At 70.0% G+C, this 19,991-nt stretch carries 16 protein-coding genes; 11 read left to right on the top strand and 5 right to left on the bottom strand.

What is annotated here, in order from left to right; all coding sequences use genetic code 11:
- Positions 1 to 598: 598 nt before the first annotated feature.
- Positions 599 to 1,366, top strand: a complete 768-nt coding sequence (locus Q0654_RS17975) for a MipA/OmpV family protein (protein ID WP_298856351.1) — start codon at positions 599 to 601, stop codon at positions 1,364 to 1,366.
- A 201-nt stretch (positions 1,367 to 1,567) separates the two neighbouring features.
- On the opposite strand, the gene Q0654_RS17970 is transcribed toward Q0654_RS17975, so the two are convergent.
- The gene (locus Q0654_RS17970; RefSeq protein ID WP_298856350.1) at positions 1,568 to 2,044 is read right to left on the bottom strand and encodes a copper chaperone PCu(A)C; all 477 of its coding nucleotides are present in this window, start codon (positions 2,042 to 2,044) and stop codon (positions 1,568 to 1,570) included.
- A 227-nt stretch (positions 2,045 to 2,271) separates the two neighbouring features.
- Here Q0654_RS17970 and Q0654_RS17965 point away from each other — a divergent pair, with 227 nt between their 5' ends.
- The 7 genes from Q0654_RS17965 to Q0654_RS17935 all read left to right on the top strand — a co-directional run bounded on the left by Q0654_RS17965 (position 2,272) and on the right by Q0654_RS17935 (position 10,526).
- A complete protein-coding gene (locus tag Q0654_RS17965) occupies positions 2,272 to 4,044 on the top strand; it encodes a delta-60 repeat domain-containing protein (RefSeq protein WP_298856349.1) in 1,773 nt (590 codons plus the stop codon).
- 223 nt (positions 4,045 to 4,267) lie between these two features.
- Complete coding sequence (locus Q0654_RS17960; RefSeq protein WP_298856348.1) at positions 4,268 to 6,457, top strand: PEP-utilizing enzyme; 2,190 nt, start codon at positions 4,268 to 4,270, stop codon at positions 6,455 to 6,457.
- On the top strand, positions 6,454 to 7,074 hold the full coding sequence (locus Q0654_RS17955) for a gamma-glutamyl-gamma-aminobutyrate hydrolase family protein (protein ID WP_298856347.1): 621 nt from the start codon (positions 6,454 to 6,456) through the stop codon (positions 7,072 to 7,074). Before Q0654_RS17960 ends, Q0654_RS17955 begins: the two co-directional genes overlap by 4 nt.
- A 72-nt stretch (positions 7,075 to 7,146) precedes the next feature.
- Positions 7,147 to 7,938 (top strand): class I SAM-dependent methyltransferase, encoded by a 792-nt coding sequence (locus tag Q0654_RS17950; RefSeq protein WP_298856346.1) that lies wholly within the window; start codon positions 7,147 to 7,149, stop codon positions 7,936 to 7,938.
- The gene (locus tag Q0654_RS17945; RefSeq protein WP_298856345.1) at positions 7,935 to 8,747 is read left to right on the top strand and encodes an NTP transferase domain-containing protein; all 813 of its coding nucleotides are present in this window, start codon (positions 7,935 to 7,937) and stop codon (positions 8,745 to 8,747) included. Before Q0654_RS17950 ends, Q0654_RS17945 begins: the two co-directional genes overlap by 4 nt.
- Positions 8,731 to 9,606 (top strand): adenylyl-sulfate kinase, encoded by an 876-nt coding sequence (locus Q0654_RS17940; protein ID WP_298856344.1) that lies wholly within the window; start codon positions 8,731 to 8,733, stop codon positions 9,604 to 9,606. The genes Q0654_RS17945 and Q0654_RS17940 overlap by 17 nt, the downstream gene beginning before the upstream one ends.
- Positions 9,603 to 10,526 (top strand): sulfotransferase domain-containing protein, encoded by a 924-nt coding sequence (locus tag Q0654_RS17935; RefSeq protein WP_298856343.1) that lies wholly within the window; start codon positions 9,603 to 9,605, stop codon positions 10,524 to 10,526. The genes Q0654_RS17940 and Q0654_RS17935 overlap by 4 nt, the downstream gene beginning before the upstream one ends.
- A 66-nt stretch (positions 10,527 to 10,592) precedes the next feature.
- Here the strand turns inward: Q0654_RS17935 and aceE are convergent, their stop codons facing one another.
- A complete protein-coding gene (gene aceE / locus Q0654_RS17930) occupies positions 10,593 to 13,307 on the bottom strand; it encodes a pyruvate dehydrogenase (acetyl-transferring), homodimeric type (protein ID WP_298856342.1) in 2,715 nt (904 codons plus the stop codon).
- A 482-nt stretch (positions 13,308 to 13,789) separates the two neighbouring features.
- Between aceE and Q0654_RS17925 the strand changes: the two genes are divergently transcribed.
- Entirely contained in the window at positions 13,790 to 14,575 is a 786-nt protein-coding gene (locus Q0654_RS17925; protein ID WP_298856341.1) for a helix-turn-helix domain-containing protein, read from the top strand.
- Between the two features lie 130 nt (positions 14,576 to 14,705).
- Here Q0654_RS17925 and fabR read toward each other — a convergent pair whose 3' ends face one another.
- A complete protein-coding gene (gene fabR, locus Q0654_RS17920; protein ID WP_298856340.1) occupies positions 14,706 to 15,353 on the bottom strand; it encodes an HTH-type transcriptional repressor FabR in 648 nt (215 codons plus the stop codon).
- 95 nt (positions 15,354 to 15,448) lie between these two features.
- Between fabR and Q0654_RS17915 the strand changes: the two genes are divergently transcribed.
- Together Q0654_RS17915 and Q0654_RS17910 are read left to right on the top strand one after the other, a co-directional pair.
- On the top strand, positions 15,449 to 16,723 hold the full coding sequence (locus Q0654_RS17915; RefSeq protein ID WP_298856339.1) for an iron-sulfur cluster-binding domain-containing protein: 1,275 nt from the start codon (positions 15,449 to 15,451) through the stop codon (positions 16,721 to 16,723).
- Positions 16,723 to 17,997, top strand: a complete 1,275-nt coding sequence (locus Q0654_RS17910) for an acyl-CoA desaturase (RefSeq protein WP_298856338.1) — start codon at positions 16,723 to 16,725, stop codon at positions 17,995 to 17,997. Before Q0654_RS17915 ends, Q0654_RS17910 begins: the two co-directional genes overlap by 1 nt.
- A gap of 191 nt (positions 17,998 to 18,188) precedes the next feature.
- On the opposite strand, the gene Q0654_RS17905 is transcribed toward Q0654_RS17910, so the two are convergent.
- Together Q0654_RS17905 and Q0654_RS17900 are read right to left on the bottom strand one after the other, a co-directional pair.
- A complete protein-coding gene (locus tag Q0654_RS17905) occupies positions 18,189 to 18,653 on the bottom strand; it encodes a DUF2269 domain-containing protein (protein WP_298856337.1) in 465 nt (154 codons plus the stop codon).
- A 4-nt stretch (positions 18,654 to 18,657) separates the two neighbouring features.
- Positions 18,658 to 19,959 carry an SDR family oxidoreductase gene (locus Q0654_RS17900; protein ID WP_298856352.1) on the bottom strand — a complete coding sequence of 434 codons (1,302 nt, stop codon included), beginning with the start codon at positions 19,957 to 19,959 and terminating at the stop codon, positions 18,658 to 18,660.
- Positions 19,960 to 19,991 lie beyond the last annotated feature (32 nt).

Genomic DNA, 19,991 nt, shown 5'->3' with positions numbered 1-19,991 from the left:
CGCGAGTGTGCCCCCTCTCCCCAACCCCTCTCCCACGGGGGGAGAGGGGCTCAACCGCAGCCAATGCTCTGCACGCAGCCTGCGGCCTGCACCCAGCGTGCGGGTCGCGCGCTCGCCTACACGCCACCGAGGAGGCTTGACCTGAAAGAGAGTGTCTACAATCAGCCGGCCTTCGCGAGGGGCGACATCTACGGGGGTTGAGGGGTCTGTCCTTGAGAGCTTCTCAGCCCCGCGTGGGGGGGCGGGTGTTCTCGAAGAAACATGGGGGCGTCATCCCCGCGCATGCGGGGATCCAGTGATCTGGCCGCTGCTGCAGGTCCGGTCTGGGCCCCCGCCTCCGCGGGGGCGACGAGCCAGGGGTCGCTAGACGCTGTTTGGGCCGGATTTTCACGCCGTGCTGCCGCGAAGGCGATCCAATACGATCAACCACTTACGATTCTGCTTCTTTAGAGTCAGCCTTGCCCATGCCGAGGTCGATGCCTTCTCAGGGGGCCGGGCGATGGATCCGCTAAGCACGCTGGGTTGCCTGAGCAGTTGACGCCGCCTTGCCGCCGCGCCGCGCAGTCTGCGCGCCACCTTCACTGTCCGGCGCCTGCCCATGTCCTTCGTCCGACCCCTGTCTTCGATAAGCCTGCTGGCCGTGCTCGCGCTGCCGGCCTGGGATGCGCAGGCCCAGAACGATCGACGCGGCCCGCCGACCCTGAGCGTCGGCGTGATGGGCATCGTTCGCGATACGCCCTATCGCGAGGCCGACAACGACAGTCTGGTGGTGCCGGTGTTCCAGTACGAGGGCGAGCGCCTGTACTTCCGCGGCCTCAATCTCGGCTGGAAGCTAGACCCCACGGCGGACATCCAGATCGAGCTGATCGCGCGCGCCCGCCTCGACGGCTTCGAGGCCAAGGATTCACCGGTCTTCGCCGGCATGGCCGAGCGCGAGCGCTCGCTGGAGCTGGGCGCCTCGGCCAGCCGCACGTTGGGTCCGGGCCGCATCGAGTTCGCGGCCTTCACCGATGCGCTGGACCGCAGCGGCGGCCAGGAGCTCGACCTGATGTGGCGCGGCGATTTCGGCCAGGGCCCGTTCCGCGTGCAGCCGGAAGTCGGCCTGCGCTGGCAGAGCCAGGATCTGGTCGACTACTACTTCGGGGTGCGTGCGGACGAAGCCTCCGCCCTGCGCCCGGCCTACCGCGGCGATACGGCGCTGGTGCCGCGGGTCGCGGTGAATGCGCTGGCGCCGCTCGGCGGGCAGTGGAGCGTGTTCGCGCGGCTGTCCTTCGACGATCTGCCCTCGGAGATCACCGACAGCCCGCTGGTCGATCGCGGCAGCGAGCGGCGAGCCTTCATCGGCCTGATCTACGGCTTCCGCTGAGAGCGTGTGAAAAGACCCAGACGCCGTAGCGAGGCGTCTCTGCGCGTTCGCGGCAAAGCGCCGTACGTGAATTCAGTGAAGTCCGGAGAGGCAGTGACCGCGGAATTCGCGTAGCGCGCTGCCGCCGCGGGCGGCCAGAGGCGGCCGCACTAGGCGGATGGTTCTCACAGGCTCTGAGGCCCCGCGCGCCTGCGTCTGGCCTCAGTGTCCGGCGTGCGCATCCGCCGGCTTGCCGCTGCGGTCCGCGACTTCGAACTCCACAAGTACGGATTCATCGCCGTCGAAACGCAGGTTGACGGGAATCCTCTCGCCTTCGGCAAAGGCTGGCGCCGGGTTGAAGAACATCAGGTGCTCGGCGCCGGGCTTCAGGCTGAACTTCGCGCCGGCGGGAATCTCGATGCCGTCGGGCAGGCGGCGCATGCGCATGACGCCGTCGACGTCCGCCATCGTGTGGATCTCCATGCTCGACGCCCGCGGGCTGTCCGCGCCGAGCAGGCGGCGCGTCGTCTCGCCGGCATTGTGGATCTCGATGTAACCAGCGCCGACGCGCGCGCCCGGCGGCATCGGCCGCGCCCAGGCGCCGCTGAAGTGCAAGGTGCTGCTGTCGGCAGCGAGGACGGCAGGCGCCGGCAGCAGCGCGGCGAAGAGCAGGACGGAAGCGAGGGCGCGAAGCAGCATGGCGATCATCCGGATGGTGAGCGCGCGCAGACTAGCGCCGCGCGCGTGAATGGTCGATGCGACGGGATGTCGCAGGGGCGGGGGCCATCGGCGGACCTCGTCTGGATAGACCGGCGCGCCGGGCGCTGCCAGGGCACTGCGCTGCCGCTTCGTAGCGGGCCCAGGCATGTCGGACTCGGGGTGGGTACCGCGTATCCCGGACATCCGCCGTCCGCACCGAGCCCCGCATGAACGCCCTGCCGCGCGCCCTGATCCGTCTGTCCGCCCTGCCGCTGGTCCTCGCCGCCTTCCTGCCCAGCACCACGCACGCCCAGTTCGATCCCGAGGGCGTGCAATACCTCAGCCCCTTCGGCGAGGCCAACAACGCGCTGGGCGCCGCGCTGACGGTGCATGCCGACGGCAGCTATACCGTCGCCGGTACGGCCTTCGTCCGCGGCCAGGGCACGCCGGTCACCCTGCTGCTGCGGCGCTTCAATCCAGACGGTACGCCCGATCCGGCCTACAGCTTCAGTCTGGAGCACAGCGCGAGCATCAGCCTCGGCGCGCGCAGCCTGCTGGCCCTGCCGGACGGCGGCGTGCTGCTGGCCTATACCCTTGCCAATCCGAACTCACCCGGCGACAGCTTCACCCGTGTGATCAAGCTGGACGCCGACGGCGACCCCGCGCCCGGCTTCACGCCCTTCGTCTTCGATGCGACGCTCGGCGCCGACGAGGCCCACACGCTGGCCCTGCAGGCCGATGGCCGGATCCTGATGGCCGGCAGTCAGCCGTCGCTCAACGGCGGCGGTGAGCGGCTGGCGGTGGCACTGCGTCTGAACCCGAACGGCAGCCTCGATACCAGCTTCTCCTCCGACGGCTTCTTCCGTCAGCCCGGGCTGCCCAGCCCCAACCAGTTCCAGACCTTCCTGCCCGAGCCTGGTTTCAGCGGCATCGGCCTGCTCGCCGACGGCCGCATCCAGCTGGTCGGCACGGCCAGCAACTTCACCAGTGGCCAGAGTGAGCTGCTGATGCGGCGCCTGCGCGCCGACGGCAGCGTCGATCCGGATTTCAACGGCGGTGCGCCGCGCCTGTATGCGCACCGTCGCGGCAACAACACCGGCCTGCGCACCGCCGGCAGCGCGGCCGATGTCTCGCCGGAGGGCGTGATCCTGGTCGGTGGCTTCAGCACCGCTGGCGGCAGCAATGCGCCCTATCTGTGGCAGTTCGATGTGAGCGGCCAGCTGATGGCGTCGGCCTCGGAAGAACTCGACGATTTCCATGTCGTCCGCGACGTGCAGCTGCTGCCGAATGCCGGTGCCGTCGCCGTGGGCAGCTATACCGACGCCAGCGTTACCGGCGCGCTGGTGGCGGTCTATCCGCAGGGGATCGGCTTCAGCGGCGGCTTCTTTGGCCGCTTTGCGTCCAGCGCCCGCGACCACAGCCTGTCGGCGCTGGCCTATCTGCCGGACAGCGGGAAGCTGCTGGGCTTCGGCACCGGCGTGACCGAGGCCAGCGGACTGCTCTCCAACCGCTGGGTGCTGACCCTCGACAGCCTCCCCGCGCTGGACCTTCTGCCGACGCTGCCGCCGACCCTGCGCTTCGAGGGCGTGGCGCCGGGGGCCATGGTCGACAGCGGCGTGTTGAGCCTGCCGGGGGTCAGTGACTTCGTGCGCGTGCCGCTGCGCGTGCGCAGCGGCGGGCTCGAGGTCGGCGACAGCAGCGTGGAAAGTCCCGACGAGGCCAACCCGCGCCTGCTCTGGGCCAACAGCAGCGGCACGCCCGCTGCGCTGGCCCTGCGGCTTCGACACAGCGCCGCGCCGACGCTGGGCGTCGAGACGGTGACGCAGCTGACCGTGGGCGGCGTGGTCCGCTCGCACAACCACGCGCTGACGGTCGGCAGCACCGCGGAACTGCGGATGGAATCGCTGACCGGGCAGGGCACCGCCATCTTCGCGGATGGCTTCGAAGCCAGCGCGAAGCGCGCGGACTACAGAGTCCGTACCAAGCCGCCACAATCCTGAGGTCGAGTGGATCGTTCTGTGAGCTGCGTGTCCTTGCCGCAGCGTCCAGAATGCGTGACCGGGGCGTGCTGCGGGAGGCACAGGGATGGCGGATTCGGGGCAGGCGCCGCGCTGGGCGGGGTCGGCGCGTGCGACGGCAGGCGGAGCATCGCTCCCAGAAGGAAAGTCGGCAGCGCTGCGCTGGGTCGCGCAAGTCCTGGCTGACAGGCCGACGCCGCTGCGCGTGCCGCAGTCGTTGTCGGTCACGCGCCGGCAGTGGCGCGCGCAGCGCGCGTCCGTGCTGGTGCAGGTTGGGCACACGCTGAGGGCCGCGCGCTATGCCGTGCGCAGCGATGCGTTCGACGAAGACCGCAGTGCTGCCTCGCAGGCGGGGCGCTATCTGAGTCTTCTGGATGTCGCGTCGGATGCGGTGGCCGAGGCCATCGATGCCGTGTTCGACGCCATGTCGGGTCATGCCGAGGACCAGGTGCTGCTGCAGCCGATGCTGGCACCGACCCGGCGCGCCTGCGTGGCCAGCACGCATCGCCTCAGCGACGGAGCGCCCTGGTACTGCATCGAGTTCGGTCAAGGTGACCCGGCCGTGGTCACGGGCGGACGCGCCACGGGTCGCCATCTGGCCTGGCCGCGCGCGCAGTTCGCCGATGCGTCCGCAGGCGCGCAGGCCAAGGCGATGTCGCTGATCAGCGACCCCGATGCGGCTCAGGTGATCGCCCTGCTGCGTGCGATCGAGGCTTGCGGGCTGCGCGAGCCTTTCGAGGTCGAATGCCTGTTCACCGACAGCGGCGCCCCCTGGCTGCTGCAGCTGCGCGCACTCGGCATGCGCGAACGCTGGCCGCGCCGGTCGCCACGGCCGCCGACACGGCCAACGCTGGCTCTGCGCGAGCCGGAGCCCGACCTGCTCGGTTGCCATACCGCGCTCAGCCTGATGTCCGACTGGAACCCGGCGGAACTGATCGGCACGCATCCGCGGCCGCTGGCGCTGTCGCTGTTCCAGACCCTGATCAGCCGCGACAGCTGGTGGCGGGCGCGTGCACAGCTCGGCTACCGCGCGCCGCCGCGCGCCGGGATCCACCTGCTGCGGCCGGTGCTGGGCCGGCCCTACGTCGATCTGCGGCGCAGCCTCAACTCGCTGCTGCCCGCGGGCCTGGATGCCTTGACTGGCACGCGCCTGGTCGAGGCCTGGGTCGAACGCGTGCGCAGGCAGCCGGAACTGCACGACAAGCTGGAGTTCGAGGTCTGCCGCAGCGTGCGTGATTTCACGCCCGCGCCGATCGTGCGCGCCACTCTCGGCGCGTGTCTGGATGGGTCCGCGGCAGCGGCCTTCGAGCAGGCCCTGCACGGGCTGAGCCTGCGTCTTCTCGGCACATCGCCGCGCACGGAACCGCATGCCGCAGCCGCCGGCGATACGTTCGATCCTGCACGGCCGAGCATTGATGCAGTGAAGCGATTGCTGCGCGTGGCCCGGCAGCGTGCGCTGGACTTTGCTGCCGACGCACGTCTGGCCTTTGCTGCCGAAGCGCAGCTGCGCAGCGCCATCGCGCGTGGCGCACTCACGCCGGAGCGCGCGGGACTGCTGCGGCAGAGCCTGGGCGCCACCGCGACGCCGGGCGACCTGCACCACGATGCGCCGCGGTGGCGGCCGTCCAGCTTCGACATCACCCAGCCACTGCTTCCGGCGCCTGAGGGCGTCCGTCGCGACGAGGCCAAGCGCCAGTTCGAACTCAGCCCGGCGGAGACACGCGCGCTCGACAGCCTGCTCCACGAAGCGGGCTTCGCCCTTGCGCCTGCGGCCTGGCTGCAGTGGTGGCAGCACTGCAGCCGTGCGCGCGAGGCCGGCAAGTACGCGCTGATGCGGCCGCTGGCGCAGCTGCTGGAAGCGCTCGCGGCCCTGGGTGCACGGCAGGGCCTGGATCGCGAAGCGCTGTCCTGGCTGTCGCTGCCGATGCTGCTGCGTGGGCTGGGCCAGGACTCGGCCCCGACCGCGCTGCAGACCTGCGCCGAACGAGCGTGGCGGCGGGCCGAACGCGAGCAAGGCTGGCTGCTGGGTCCGGTGCTGCGCGAGGCGAGCGATCTGGATGCCTTCGACAGCCTGGGTTTGCTGCCGAACTTCATAGGCCGACGCGCGTTGCGCGCGTCGCTGCACGTGCTGCCGAACAGCGACCCCGCGCAGGCGGTGCCGCGCGGCGCGATCGTCGCGGTGCTGCAGGCTGATCCGGGCTATGACTGGCTGTTCGCGCGTGACATTGGCGGCCTGATCACCGCCTGGGGCGGCGCGCATTCGCATATGGCAATCCGCTGTGCCGAGTTCGACCTGCCTGCCGCGATCGGCTGCGGCGAAGCGGTGTGGGCGCGCCTGCTGGCAGCGCGCGAAGCCCATCTCGACCCGGGAGCTCAGGCGCTGTGGCTCTATTGAGCGCGCTCTCGCTCCACCCGTGGCGGATCGCGATCAGCCCGCGCGAACTGCAGGCCGAGGCCGGCGCGGGTGCGCGCCAGGCAGTCGACTGCGCGCTGCTGCAGTGGCTGCGGCAGCGTCTGCCGAACGCGCTGCCGTGGATTCTGCCGCTGACCGACTGCGCCGAAACCTGCCTGGCGCAGGCGCGCGCGCTGGGCGTTGATGCGCTGTTGCTTGCAGGCGGCGGTGATGTCGGCGCACAGCCGCGGCGCGAGGCGGCAGAGGATCTGCTGCTGGCCGAAGCCGAGCGCATGGGCTGGCCGGTGCTGGGGATCTGCCGCGGCCTGCAGCGATTGCAGGTCTGCGCGGGCGGCGTGCTTGCGGGCATACCCGGACATGTGGCGTGCACGCATGCGCTGCTGCCCGGTGACGAGCAGGTCAACTCCTGGCATCGCTTCGGCATTCAGCAGGCTGCGCCCGGCTGGATCGCACTGGCACACGCGCCGGACGGCAGCGTTGAGGCCATGCGCCATGCGCGCCTGCCCTGGCTTGGCCTGATGTGGCATCCCGAGCGCGAAGCGGGATCGCCAGCACTGGCCGAGCCCTGGCTGCACGCGCTGTTCGACCGCGCTGGCTGAGCATTGAGGGGTGATGCCAGAATCGCGGCAGACTGCTGTTCCACCTTGCTGTTCTCTTGCTTGAGCACCTCCATGTCTTCGATCCTTTCCGCGTCGGCTTCGACGCCTGGCGCGCTTGCGCCCATGCGCAGCGACTGGGACTACAGCGCGCTCGCTGCGAATTACGACGCCAGGCCGGGCTATGCCGCGGCCTTGCTCGATCGCGTGTTCGCGCAGCTGCAGCTGGGCCCCGGCCGGCGCGCGCTGGATGTCGGTGCCGGTACCGGCGCGCTGACCGCAGCGCTGTGCGCGAGCGGCGCCGAAGTCGTTGCCTGCGAGCCCAATCCGCAGATGCGCGCGATCGGTGCGGCCAAGCCGACCTGCGCGCAGGCGCACTGGCTTGCCGCGCGCGGCGAAGCGCTGCCGCTGTGCGAGTCCAGCGTCGATCTGCTGGGCTACGGCTCGTCCTTCAACGTGCTCGATCCGTCTGTGGCGCTTGCCGAGGCAGCGCGGGTCCTGCGCCGCGGCGGGCACTGGCTGGCCCTGTGGAACCACCGCGACACCGAAGATCCGCTGCAGGCCGAGGTCGAACGCTGCATCCGCCGGCAGGTGCCGCGCTATCGGGCGGGCGCGCGCCGCGAGGATCCGCGCCCGCTCGTGCGCGAGAGCGGGCTGTTCGAGGCGATCGACGCCGATGTCGAACGCTTCGAAGTGGAGGTCAAGGCCAGCGAGTGGCTGCGCGCCTGGCAGGCACACGCCACCCTGCGGCGCCAGGCCGGCACGGCGTTCGCACGCGTGCTCGCCGATATCGCGCACTGCGTACAGGGTGCAGAGGTCCTGCGCGTCCCGTACCACACGCGCGCCTATCGGGCTCGACGCCGGTGAGCGGCCGCGCTGAATGCCCTCCGACCCAGGCTGTGCTGCTGGCCGCCGGCCGCGGCAGTCGCACCGGCGCGCTCTGCGCCGACCGGCCCAAGGCCCTGCTGCCGCTGGCGGGCCGCAGCCTGCTCGATCACAACCTCGGCGCCCTGCGCGCCGTTGGCATCCGCCGGCTGTGCATCGTTGGTGGCTGGCGCATCGACGCCCTGCGCGCATGGCGCGAACAGCTGTCGCCGCCGGATATCGAGATCGAGATCATCGAGCAGCCGCGCTGGGCGCACACCGGTCCGGTCGCCAGCCTGCGCTGTGCGCAGGCCTGGCTGCTGCCGGCCCCGACCCTGGTGCTGTACGGCGACTGCGTCTTTGCGCCGCAGACCTTGCGGACGGCGACCGCGGGCTTCGGAGGAGGGCTGCGCGTGCCCGGCGATCGTCGCTGGGCTGCGCTGTGGCGCCAGCGCTTCGCGCAGCCGCTGAACGATGCCGAGCGCTGGCGCAGCGCGGACGGCCGGCTGCTGTCGGTGGGCGGCCGCGCCGAGTCGCTGGAGGCCGAAGGCGCGCAGTTCATGGGCCTGTGCCTGTTCGACGCGGAGGCGTGGAGCTCGGCGCTCGACGTCCTGCGCGCGGCTCACCCGGAAGGGGTCGATCCTGATCGGCTCGACTTCACCGGTCTGTTCGCGCGCCTGCTCGATGCGGGCAAGCGCATCGATTGCATCGAGCTCGACGGCGGCTGGCTGGAGGTCGACTCGGCCGCGGATCTCGCCCTGTACGAGGCGCATCTGGCGAACGCCGGCGCGATGCATGGATGGGTGGCCTGAGCGCGTGGACGCGAGCGATCCGAACGACCTGCGCCTGCACGCGCTCTGGCGCGAGGTCCAGACCGAGTCGCCGCGCTATGCGATGCCGGCCGCGCAATGGGGTGCGACGCGCGCGCCGCTGCTGTGGATCACCGGTCTTGCCGGCAGCGGCAAGACCACGCTGGGGCGGGCGCTGCAGACGCATCTTGCAGAGGCGCATGCGCCCGTTCTGCTGCTGGACGGCGATGCGCTGCGTACTGCGTTCGACAGCGTCAGCGAGGAACAGCCCCATGCGCCGACGCAGCGCCGCGCGCGCGCCCGGCGCCTGCTCACCCTCGCGCACGCCGCCACACGCGGCGGCCTGCCTGCCGTGGTGGCCACGATTTCGCTGCAGCAGGAGATACACACGGCGCTGCGCGCCAGCCAGAGCCAGCTCGGCCTGCTGGTGCTGCAGGCGCCGCTTGATCTGCTGCGCCAGCGACGGCCCGAGCTGTATGCCGATCCCGCGATGGCCGCGCAGGTGGTCGGTCTGGGCCAGCGCGCCGATTGGCCGCGCGCGCCTGCCCAGGTGATCTCCGCGCTGCTGCCGTTGGCGGATCAGCGTGCCGCAGCGCTGGCGCTGTGGGCGCGTCTGCGTGAGCGGGCCGGTGCTGCATCGATGGTGGCGAACCCGACAGACGCACCAGGGACGCAGAGCGCTTTCGACCCCGGCAATCGTCGCCCCCGCGAAGGCGGGGGCCCAGAGCGCCTGGACTTGGTCGCGCGAAGGCTGGATCCCCGCCTGCGCGGGGATGACGAATCCACGCTGCTTGCGGAATCTCCGCCCAGAGACGCTGTACTGCAGATCTCCCAGGCGACCCGCGCAGACGTCGACGCATGAGCGGCTTCGACGTCGACATCGTCTCGCCGCAGTTCCCCAGTGGCGCGGCCTGGCTGGCCAACGCGCTGCTGGAGCTGGGTCTTGCCCTGCCCGAGCTGTGGGGCTTCGACACCGCGCGCGAGTGGCAGCAGGTCGACGCCACGCGCTGGCGCTATGTGGCTGACGACCGGCCCTGGGCGCAGACCCTCGCCAGTCCCCGTCCCGGTCAGATCTTCGAACGCACCGGCACACCGCGACTGCGATTCACCCACGCCTTTCCCTGGCAGATCGAGTGCGCGCCGCGCCGCATCCTGTTCGTGCGTGACCCGCGCGATGCGCTGTACTCCGAGTGGCGCCGTCATCTGCGTAACGAGGGGCTGGCCGCAGACACCGGCCTGCTGGAGTTCGCGCGCAGCGGCTTCTGGGGCGGCCCGGCCAGCTATGTCGATCTGCTCTGGCTGCATCTGCAGGCCTGGTTGAAGAGGGATCCCCGCGGCACGCAGACGCTGGTGCTGCGTTTCGAGGACAGCAAGCGGTCGCCGCAGGCCTGTATCCGACGCGTGCTGGACTGGCTGGGCCTTACCCGTTCAGACGCGCAGATCGATGCTGCGATCGAGGCATCGCGCGTGGAGCACCTGCAGCGGGTGGAGGCGGAGCGCGGAGCCGGCGCCGGTAGCCGCGTCTTCAATCGGGCGGGCCAGCCTTTCGAGTGGCAACAGGCGTGGTGGCCGCATTGGCATCGCCTGCTGGGCCCGCATTGGGCACCTCTGCTGCAGGCCTTGGGCTATCCGCCGCTGCAGACGACACAGGGCGAGCCGCTGCGCCTGGATCTGCCCGCTGTCTTGGCCTGGCGAGGGCTGTCTCCGGAGCAGCAAGGCCCTTGGCTGCATCTGACCCGGGCCACGGCGTCCGTGAGCCTGCCGGCGCGGGCGCCGGCCTGAGCGCGCCTCGCCCTGAAACGACAACGGGCGCCTCGCGGCGCCCGTTGTCTGTCACCGACGCGCGGCTCAGACGTGGCTGGGGTTGGGCTTGTCGGCGTTGATGCCGAATTCCTTGATGGCCCGCGCCACGTCCTTGGCGTTCATCACGCCCTCCTCGGCCAGCGCGCAGATCGCCGCGTGGGCGATGTGGAAGCGGTCGACCTCGAAGAAGCGGCGCAGGTTGGCGCGGGTGTCCGAGCGGCCGAAGCCGTCGGTGCCGAGCACGGTGTAGCGCATCGGAACAAAGGCGCGGATCTGGTCGGCGAAGCCGCGCACGTAGTCGGTGGCGGCGATTGCGGGGCCCGCGCGGCCTTCCAGCAGCTGGGTCACGTAGGCCTTGCGCGGCGGCTTCTCGGGGTTCAGACGGTTGTGGCGCTCGGCGTCGAAGCCGTCGCGGCGCAGCTCGGTGAAGCTCGGGCAGCTCCAGATGTCGGCCGACACGCCGAACTCCTTCTCCAGCAGCTCGGCCGCCGCCATCACCTCGCGCAGGATTGTGCCCGAACCCAGCAACTGCACATGCGGCTTCTTGCTCTTGCTCTTGCTCTTGCTCTTCCCCGATTCCCCATTCCCGTTGCCCGATTCCCGCAGCAGATACATGCCGCGGATGATCCCGTCCTCCGCGCCGGCCGGCATGTCCGGGTGCGCGTAGTTCTCGTTCATCAGCGTCAGGTAGTAGTACTCGTCGACCTGCTCCTCGATCATCCGGCGCATGCCGTGCTGCAGGATCACCGCGACCTCGAAGCCGAAGGTCGGGTCATACGGACGGCAATTCGGAATCGCGCCGGCCAGCAGGTGGCTGTGGCCGTCCTCGTGCTGCAGGCCCTCGCCGTTCAGCGTGGTGCGGCCGGCGGTGGCACCGAGCAGGAAACCGCGTGAGCGCATGTCGGCGGCCTGCCAGGCGGAGTCGCCGATGCGCTGGAAGCCGTACATCGAGTAGTAGATGTAGAACGGCAGCATCTGCAGGTTGTTGGTGCTGTAGCTGGTGGCGGCCGCCATCCAGCTCGAGAACGCACCGGCCTCGGTGATGCCTTCCTCCAGCACCTGGCCGGCGGCGTCCTCGCGGTAGTACATCAGCTGGTCGGCGTCGACCGGCTTGTACTTCTGGCCGTGCGGCGCATAGATGCCGATCTGCCGGAACAGGCCCTCCATGCCGAAGGTGCGGGCCTCGTCGGCGACGATCGGCACGCAGCGCGGGCCGACCTGCTTGTCGCGCAGGATGATGTTGAAGGCCTGCACGAAGGCCATGGTGGTGCTGATCTCGCGGTCGCCGCTGGACTTCAGCAGGCGCTCGAACACGTTCAGCTCGGGAACCTTCAGCGACTCGCTGGCCTTGACCCGGCGCTGCGGCAGCGGACCGCCCAGGGCCTCACGACGCGCCTTCAGGTACTGCACCTCGGGCGAGTCGGGGCCCGGGTGGTAGAAGGGCACCTCGGCCAGCTTGTCGTCGGGCACCGGAATCTTGAAACGATCGCGGAAGGCGCGCACCGCCTCGTCATCGAGCTTCTTGGTCTGGTGGGTCGGGTTGAGTGATTCACCCGCCTTGCCCATGCCGTAGCCCTTGACCGTCTTGGCCAGGATCACGGTGGGCATTCCGGTGGTCTTCACCGCCGCGTCGTAGGCGGCGTAGACCTTGTGCGGATCGTGGCCACCGCGGTTCAGGCGCCAGATGTCCTCGTCGCTGAGGTTGGCGACCAGCGCCGCGGTTTCCGGGTGCTTGCCGAAGAAGTTGTCGCGCGTGTACTTGCCGCCGAAGGCCTTGCAGTTCTGGTACTCGCCGTCGACGGTCTCCATCATCAGCTGGCGCAGTTTGCCGGTGGTGTCGCGGGCCAGCAGCGGATCCCAGTAGCTGCCCCAGACCAGCTTGATCACGTTCCAGTTGGCGCCGCGGAAGCTGCCTTCCAGCTCCTGGATGATCTTGCCGTTGCCGCGCACCGGGCCGTCCAGGCGCTGCAGGTTGCAGTTGATGACGAAGATCAGGTTGTCGAGGCCCTCGCGCCCGGCCAGCGCGATCGCGCCCAGGCTCTCGGGCTCGTCGGTTTCGCCGTCGCCGAGGAAGCACCAGACCTTGCGGTCGGTCTTCGGCATCAGGCCGCGGCCTTCAAGGTATTTCCAGAAGCGCGCCTGGTAGATCGCGCTGATGGGACCGAGGCCCATCGACACGGTCGGCAGCTGCCAGAAGTCCGGCATCAGCCAGGGGTGCGGGTAGGAGCTGATGCCCTTGCCGTCGACTTCCATGCGGAAGTGGTCGAGCTGGCTCTCGCTGATCCGGCCTTCGAGGAAGGCGCGGGCATACACGCCCGGCGAGGAGTGGCCCTGCACGCCGATCAGGTCGCCGGGGTGGTCCGCACTCGGCGCGCGCCAGAAGTGGTTGAAGCCGACGTCGTAGAGCGTGGCCGAGGAGGCGAAGCTGGCGATGTGGCCGCCGAGCTCGCCCGGCTTGCGGTTGGCCCGCACCACCATGGCCATTGCGTTCCAGCGGATGATCGAGCGGATCCGCCACTCCAGCGCGGCGTCGCCGGGGCTCTTGGGCTCCAGGTGCGCGGGGATCGTGTTGACGTATTCGGTGGTCGGGCTGAAGGGCAGGTGGGTGCCGGCGCGGCGGGTCTGCTCGACCATGCGCTCCAGCAGGTAGTGGGCGCGGTCGCCGCCGTCGGCCGCGATCACCGCCGACAGCGCTTCCACCCATTCCTGGGTTTCGGTGGGGTCGAGGTCGGTGTCGATCAGGTCCTGCAGATCATTCATGGCGGCCCTCCGGAGGCTGCGGCTGTGCGCGGTGGTGTGCGATTGGTATGCGTGTGGTCTTTCGTGGCTGGGCAAGCCGCTCGACCCTCGTCGCGCGGGCGCGGACGAAACCGCTGCATGGTAACCGATGGCAGGGAGGCAGGACCCGTGTTGCAGAGCAGCATCAGCGTACTAATACGTATGGCATGGGCCGGCGCTGCGAACGCTCGGCTGACCATCGCGGCGCCGAGCTTGCCGCGGAGTTCGATACCAATTGGCCCAGTGGTCTACACCTTTGGCCTGCGATCGAGCGAGCCGCCTCGCCCCGCCGCTGCGCCTCTCCCTGTCCCATGCCCGGACGCTCCGCGCGCGCCGTCCCGTCCTGGCGGACGCCCACGTTCGAGCGGTCCCATGGGGCCCGCGGGCCGACTCGGATTCACAAGCCCTTCGCACTTTGCGATGCTCGGCCTCCAGGGGTCCACACCGCTGAAGCACGCGTTCGAATGACCATGCCGCAGGCCAGCCGCGCACCCTCCCAGTTCTCGCAGCGCGCGCTCGATGCGCGCGAGGGCTGCGCGGCCCTGCTGCTGCGACAGCTTGCCGGACCCTCCGATCTCCCCGACGAAGGCATCGAGGCCCTGCATCGGCTGCAAGGTCGCCAGCGCACCCTGGCCGCGGGTGAAGTCCTGTTCCAACTGGGCGAAAGCCAGAGCGCGCTGTACGTGTCGCGGCGCGGCAGCCTGAAGTCGGTGGCGATCAACGAAGAGGGCGATGAGCAGGTCATCGGCTTCCATCTGCCCGGTGAGCTGATCGGGCTCGACGCCCTGGGCAGCGGTCGCCATCGCTGTCTGGCGGTCGCGCTCGAGGCCGGCGAAGTCTGCGAGCTCAACCTGGCCCAGCTGGAGCAGGCCGCGCGCGAGGTGCCGGGCCTGCAGCATGGTCTGCTGCGGCTGATGGGCCACACGGTCGAGTTCAACCAGGACCACCTCACCATCCTGAGTCGCCCGCAGGCGATCGAGCGGCTGGCGATGTTCCTGGTCGACCTGAGCTTCCGGCTGCAGGCGCAGGGCATCGCGTCGCAGCGCTTCAACCTGCCGATGAGTCGCGCCGAGATCGCCAGCTATCTCGGGCTGGTCATCGAGACCGTCAGCCGCGGCTTCGGGCGCCTGCAGGAGGACGGCCTGATCCGCATCGCCGGGCGCAAGCTGCAGCTGCTCGACATGGGCGGGCTGTGCGCCCTCGCCCACTGCACCCATCGCTTGCCCGAAGCCACTGCGCGCCGGGCCTGAGCCCGGCCATTGGCGCGCCCCGGGGCTCGGGGCCGATCGACACCACGCGGGGTAGAGGCGCCTGCCGCCTGCGCGAAACTCCGCGCGTGCCGCTCTTCGTTCCGTTCTGCGTCGGACCGGGAAGAACCCGCTATCCCGGCTCGCGTTCGGCCAGCGCGCGTGCGCCGGAGAGGATCATCCGCACCATCAGGCTCAGCTCTTCGATCAGCTCGGCATCGCGTTCGCGCGGCGCATCGATGGCGGTAGCGCCCATCGCGAACACCAGGCGGGTAATGGCGCGGGCGACAGTGCGCGGCTGCTGCAGGCGCTTGCCCTGGGCGGTGTTGATGCGGACGAGATCCGAATGCAGCTCGTCCTCGAAGAAGCCCAGCTCGCGGTCGACCGCGGCCTTGAAGGCGTCGGTGCCGGCGGTGCCCTCGCGCAGCAGCACGTGCAGCAGGCGGTCGTCGGCGCGCACCTGCTCGATGAACACCTCGATCGAGCTGCGGACGATGCTGCTGGCGTCGCCGGCGCGCTTGCGCGCATTGCCGACAATGCGCCGCAGCGCCTCGCCGCTGAGTTCGATCAAGGCCACCGCCAGCTCGTCGATGTCGCGGAAATGGCGATAGAAGCTGTTCGGCGCGATGTCCGCCTCGCGCGCGACCTCGCGCAGGCTCAGCGTCGACACGCTGCGGTGCGGACCGATCAGGCGCAGGGCGGCGGCGATCAGATCCTCGCGGGCGATGCTGGGCTTGCGCCCCGGCGCGTGGTCGGCCGGGCGTGAGGCGGAAGGAGGCAAGACGCACTCCGGCTGGGGGCAGGGCGTCATCTTAGCCGGCGGTATTTCCGCACACATATCTGCACACTCGTGCATATATGCGTATAGTGCGGCGCATGCCTGCCAGAACCCCTGCCATCCGCACGCCCGACACCGGCCACCGGCCGGCCTCGCGCCTGAGCCCCCGCCGCTGGCTGCAGCCCGCGGTCTTCGACTTCTGGGCGCGCCACTTCGACCGGACCTGGTCGGCCGAACGCATCCTCGCCCGCGTGATCGAACGCCGCGCGGCGTCGGCGCGCGCCACCACCCTGGTGCTGAAGCCCAACCGCCACTGGCCGGGCGCTGTCGCCGGCCAGCATCTGGATGTGATCGTCGAGATCGAGGGCGCGCGCCATCGCCGCAGCTACAGCCTGTCGGCGCCGCCGCGCGCGGATGGCTGCATCGAGATCACCGTGGCTGAAGTCGAAGGCGGCCTGGTCAGCCCGGTGCTGGCGCGGATGACGCAGGTGGGGGCAGTTCTGGAGCTGTCGGCGCCCTACGGCGGGCTGGCGCTGTCGCACATCCGCGCAGCGGACCGCGCGCAGACCAGCAGTGGCCGCATGGCTGCGGAACTGACACACCCCTCTCTCCTTGTGGGAGAGGGGGCGGGGGAGAGGGGGCGGACACACGACGCAGGCAGCCTACCCCTCTCGCCAACCCCTCTCCCGCAAGGGGAGAGGGGCCTGAAGAACATGCGCACCCCGGCGCCCGCCCTGCTGCTTGCAGCCGGCAGCGGCATCACCCCGCTGCGTGCGCTGCTGGTCGATGCGCTGGCGAAGGGCGAAACGCGAGCGATCACTCTGCTGTACTGGGCGCAGACCCGCGAAGAGCTGTGCTTCCACGAGGAGCTGCTGCAGCTCGCGCAGGGGCACCCCACTCTGCGCGTCGAGTTCCTGCTGACCCGCGACCCCGAAGCGCCCGCTGCGCGCATTAACGCCACACAGCTGCAGGCGCTTGCGCCTGAGCTTTCCGCCAGCGAAGTGCTGGCCTGCGGCCCCGACGGCTTCATCGCGCGAGCGCGCGAACTGTGCGCGTCCGCGCGCGGCTTCCAGGCCGAGGGCTTCACTGCAGCGACGCCCGAGAAGTCAGACGGTGCGAGGGTCCGCGTGCAGCTCAAGCGCAGCGGACTCGCGCTCGACCTGCCGACCGACCGCCCCCTGCTGCAGGCCCTGGAAGAAGCCGGGCAGACGCCCGCCTTCGGCTGCCGCCGCGGCATCTGCAATACCTGCCGCTGCGATCGCCTGGCCGGTGCCTCCCGCGACCTGCAGAACGGCGCGCTGCGCGACGAACCCTCCACTCCCATCCGCCTGTGTGTGCACAGCGCGGCGCACGGCCTGGTACTGGATCTGTGATGACCTACAACGACTCCGCGAACGAACCCACTGGCGGCCAGCCTTCGCCTGCTGCGGCCCACGTCGGCCCGCACGCATCGAATGGGCACGCGCAGCCTGCGGGTCCAGCGCCGCACGATCAGGCCGCAGAGGCCACCGTGCGTCGCTACTCATCGCACAGCCGCGTGCTCGACGCCGACCAGACCGCAGCCTTCGCCGCCGAACTCGACGCCCTGCGCGAGCGCACCCGCGCCCAGCTCGGTGAGGCCGACGCCCGCCACATCCGCCGCGTGTATGCGGCCGTGCGCTACACCGGCTTTGCCGGTCGCGCCCTGCTGGTGCTCGGCGCGATCGCCAGTGGCCTGTGGCTGCCGGCCCTGCTGTGGCCGGTCTGCGGCCTCGGCGTGCTGCTGCTGGCGCTGTCGAAGATCCTGGAGAACATGGAGCTTGCCCACAACGTGATGCACGGCCAGTACGACTGGCTGCGCGATCCGGTGCTGGACGGCCGCCGCTACGAGTGGGACATCGCGGGCACCTCCGACAACTGGCGCGACACCCACAACTACCGCCACCACACCTACACCAATGTGCGCGGCATGGACGAAGACCTCGGCTACGGCCTGCTGCGCCTGTTCCCCGAGCAGCGCTGGAAGCCCTTCTACCTGTTCCAGCCTTTGATTGCCGTGGTCTTCGCCCTGTTGTTCGAATGGGGCATCGCCGTGCAGAACCTCCACCTCGGCCGCTACTTCAAAGGCCGCATGAGCAAGGCCGAGCTGCGCGCCAAGTGGCAGCCGGCGGCGAAGAAGATGCGCCGGCAGATCGTTCGCGACTACCTGGTCCTGCCCCTGCTGGCCGGGCCCTTCTTCCTGCCGGTGCTGCTGGGCGCGATCGCGGCCAACCTGATCCGCAACGTCTGGACCTGGGTGGTGATCTTCTGCGGCCACTTCACGGCCGATGCCGTCACCTTCCCGAAAGACGTGCTGCGCCATGAATCGCGCGGCCAGTGGTACCTGCGCCAGCTGCACGGCAGCTCCAACCTGCGCGGCGGCCGCCTGATGGACCTGATGACCGGCAACCTCAGCCACCAGATCGAGCACCACCTGTTCCCGGAGCTGCCGGCCAACCGCTACGCCGCACTCGCCGTCGAAGTGCGCGCGCTCTGCGCCCGCTACGGCCAGCACTACAACACCGGTTCCATGCCGCGGCAGTTCGCCCAGGTGCTCTGGCGCCTCCTGCGCCACGCGTTTCCCAGCCGCGCCCCGCGGCGCGAAGTCGAGCAGCTCGCGACCGCCTGAGCCGCGCCGCGACCCCATAGGGTGGGCCCCGGCCCACCATGGCCTATACGCTCGACCCGGTCATGAATCGTGAAGTATCCGCTCGCCGCCACGACGCCGAGAGGATCGCCACCGCGAAATCGCAGCCTCAAACCCATAGGGTGGGCCCTGGCCCACCATGGTCTCCACCCTCGCCCCGGTCTAGCGTCACCTCACCCCGGCTTCACCACCATCAGCCAGAAGATCACCAGCACGCTGATGAAGGCTGGCCAGCCCAGCCAGAACCATGCCCGCATGGCGCGGTGGTAGGCCGGCGGAAGTTCAGCACCTGATGCGCTCGCTTCAAGCGCCAGATCCCGCGCCCGCAGCTGCAGCCACAGCACCGGCAGCCAGCAGGCGCCGACCACAAAGAACAGCACCACCGAGGCACGCCACCAGAAAGCCTCGATCGGCCAGCCGAGCTGCGCGGACAACAGCAGACCGGTCACCAGCTGAACGATGACGGCGGGTGCGGTGAAGCAGGCATCGGCGATCACCACCGTGCGCGCTGTCGAAGCGATCACCCGCGCATCGCCGCGCAGGTGCGCCACCCACAGGAAGAAGGCGATGCCGAGCCCGGTGCCGAACAGCAGCGTGGACGACAGGATGTGGATCCACTTCAGCCACAGATAGTCCATCGTCCTACCTCCGATCGCTCAGTACCCACAGCACGGCCAGCGCCGGCAGCAGCACGAGATTCTTGGCCAGCCCGCCGAGCGGGTCCAGCCACAGCGCCGGGACCAGCGCACCCAACACGAGCGTGTAGCCCAGCACCAGCAGCAGGGTCGAAGCCACCGCTGCACGCGGCCGCCAGCCGCTCGCCAGCCACAGCGCGAGTACCAGGTCGACGCCACCGGCGAAGCGTGCCAGCGCCACCGGCTGCAGATGCGCGAGCAGGCTGCCGGAGGACATCGCTTCGATCTGCGCGGCGGGCGTGACGAAGCCGGCCCAGGCCGAGAGCAGGCACAGCAGGATCACCGTCCAACGAAGTACGGGGGCCAACAGATACAGCTGCGCCTGCCAGCGGTCCTGCACCTGGCTGGGCGTCTGCGCCAGCACGGTGTCCAGATCGCGCGGCGCGGTGCCGAATGCTTCGAGCAAGCGCGCGTGTGCATCGGGCGCGCAGACATTGCCGCGCTTGAGCATGCGCCACATGGTCTGGCCCATCGGGCCGACACCGATGCGTTCGCCGACGGCCACCGCCGCGTCCACCACCCAGGTCGGTGTCGGCAGCGTGCGCATGCCGGGAACGCGCAGCCAGGCCCGCCAGAGCAGCAGGTACTCGCTCAACGCCATCGGCTGTTCGCAGCCCACTTCGAACACGCCGCGCTGCTCTCCGTCGAGCGCAGCGACCACCAGCGCGCCCAGGTCTTCCGCCGCCAGTGGCTGCATTCCCCATTCTCCGGCGCCCGGCAGCGGCACGGCCAAGGGCAGGGCCGAAAGCGCTCGCAGCAGCGAGGTGCCGCCGTAGGAGCCGCGCGCTGTGTAGACGATGGAAGGCCGCAGCACCACCGCGCGCAGCGGAAGATCCAGCAGCGCCGCATCGAAGCGGTGCTTGGAAGCGATGAACTCGCCATCGTCCGGATCGCCTAGGGCCGAGATCTGCACGAAGTCCCGCACGCCGTGATCGACGCAGGCCCGCGCCAGCGCCAAGGGGCCGGTGTGGTGGATCGCCTCGAAGGTCTGTGTTCGCGTCTCACGCAGAATGCCGGCGACGTTGACCACCGCATCCACACCGTCGAGCAGGACGTGCCAATCGATGCTGTGCTGCGCCTGTGCGAAGTCGCAGTGGTGTTCGTCCGCAGCACTCGGCTGCGAACGCACGCCGCGAATTACCCGCCAGCCGCGAGCGCGCAGGGCGGCGATGATGAAGCCGGCGAGGAAGCCGTGGGCGCCGGTGATGAGAACTGCGCGCTCTGCGCCTCGGGAGTCATGCGAAAGCACCTGCAAGAGCGTCGTCCGGTCGAGAGAGCAGG

Origin of the sequence: uncultured Aquimonas sp., from assembly GCF_937888285.1 — a bacterium.
Taxonomy (GTDB): Bacteria; Pseudomonadota; Gammaproteobacteria; order Xanthomonadales; family Xanthomonadaceae; genus Aquimonas.
The sequence above is the reverse complement of the archived record's forward strand: the minus strand, read 5'-3'. Positions and strand labels throughout refer to the sequence as shown.

What these genes read in the sequence shown, in the direction of transcription:
- Q0654_RS17975 (WP_298856351.1), top strand. Translation starts at nt 599, where the DNA reads ATGTCCTTCGTCCGACCCCTGTCTTCGATAAGCCTGCTGGCCGTGCTC.
- Q0654_RS17970 (WP_298856350.1), bottom strand. Translation starts at nt 2,044, where the DNA reads ATGCTGCTTCGCGCCCTCGCTTCCGTCCTGCTCTTCGCCGCGCTGCTG.
- Q0654_RS17965 (WP_298856349.1), top strand. Translation starts at nt 2,272, where the DNA reads ATGAACGCCCTGCCGCGCGCCCTGATCCGTCTGTCCGCCCTGCCGCTG.
- Q0654_RS17950 (WP_298856346.1), top strand. Translation starts at nt 7,147, where the DNA reads ATGTCTTCGATCCTTTCCGCGTCGGCTTCGACGCCTGGCGCGCTTGCG.
- Q0654_RS17940 (WP_298856344.1), top strand. Translation starts at nt 8,731, where the DNA reads ATGGATGGGTGGCCTGAGCGCGTGGACGCGAGCGATCCGAACGACCTG.
- Q0654_RS17935 (WP_298856343.1), top strand. Translation starts at nt 9,603, where the DNA reads ATGAGCGGCTTCGACGTCGACATCGTCTCGCCGCAGTTCCCCAGTGGC.
- aceE (WP_298856342.1), bottom strand. Translation starts at nt 13,307, where the DNA reads ATGAATGATCTGCAGGACCTGATCGACACCGACCTCGACCCCACCGAA.
- Q0654_RS17925 (WP_298856341.1), top strand. Translation starts at nt 13,790, where the DNA reads ATGACCATGCCGCAGGCCAGCCGCGCACCCTCCCAGTTCTCGCAGCGC.
- Q0654_RS17915 (WP_298856339.1), top strand. Translation starts at nt 15,449, where the DNA reads ATGCCTGCCAGAACCCCTGCCATCCGCACGCCCGACACCGGCCACCGG.
- Q0654_RS17910 (WP_298856338.1), top strand. Translation starts at nt 16,723, where the DNA reads ATGACCTACAACGACTCCGCGAACGAACCCACTGGCGGCCAGCCTTCG.
- Q0654_RS17905 (WP_298856337.1), bottom strand. Translation starts at nt 18,653, where the DNA reads ATGGACTATCTGTGGCTGAAGTGGATCCACATCCTGTCGTCCACGCTG.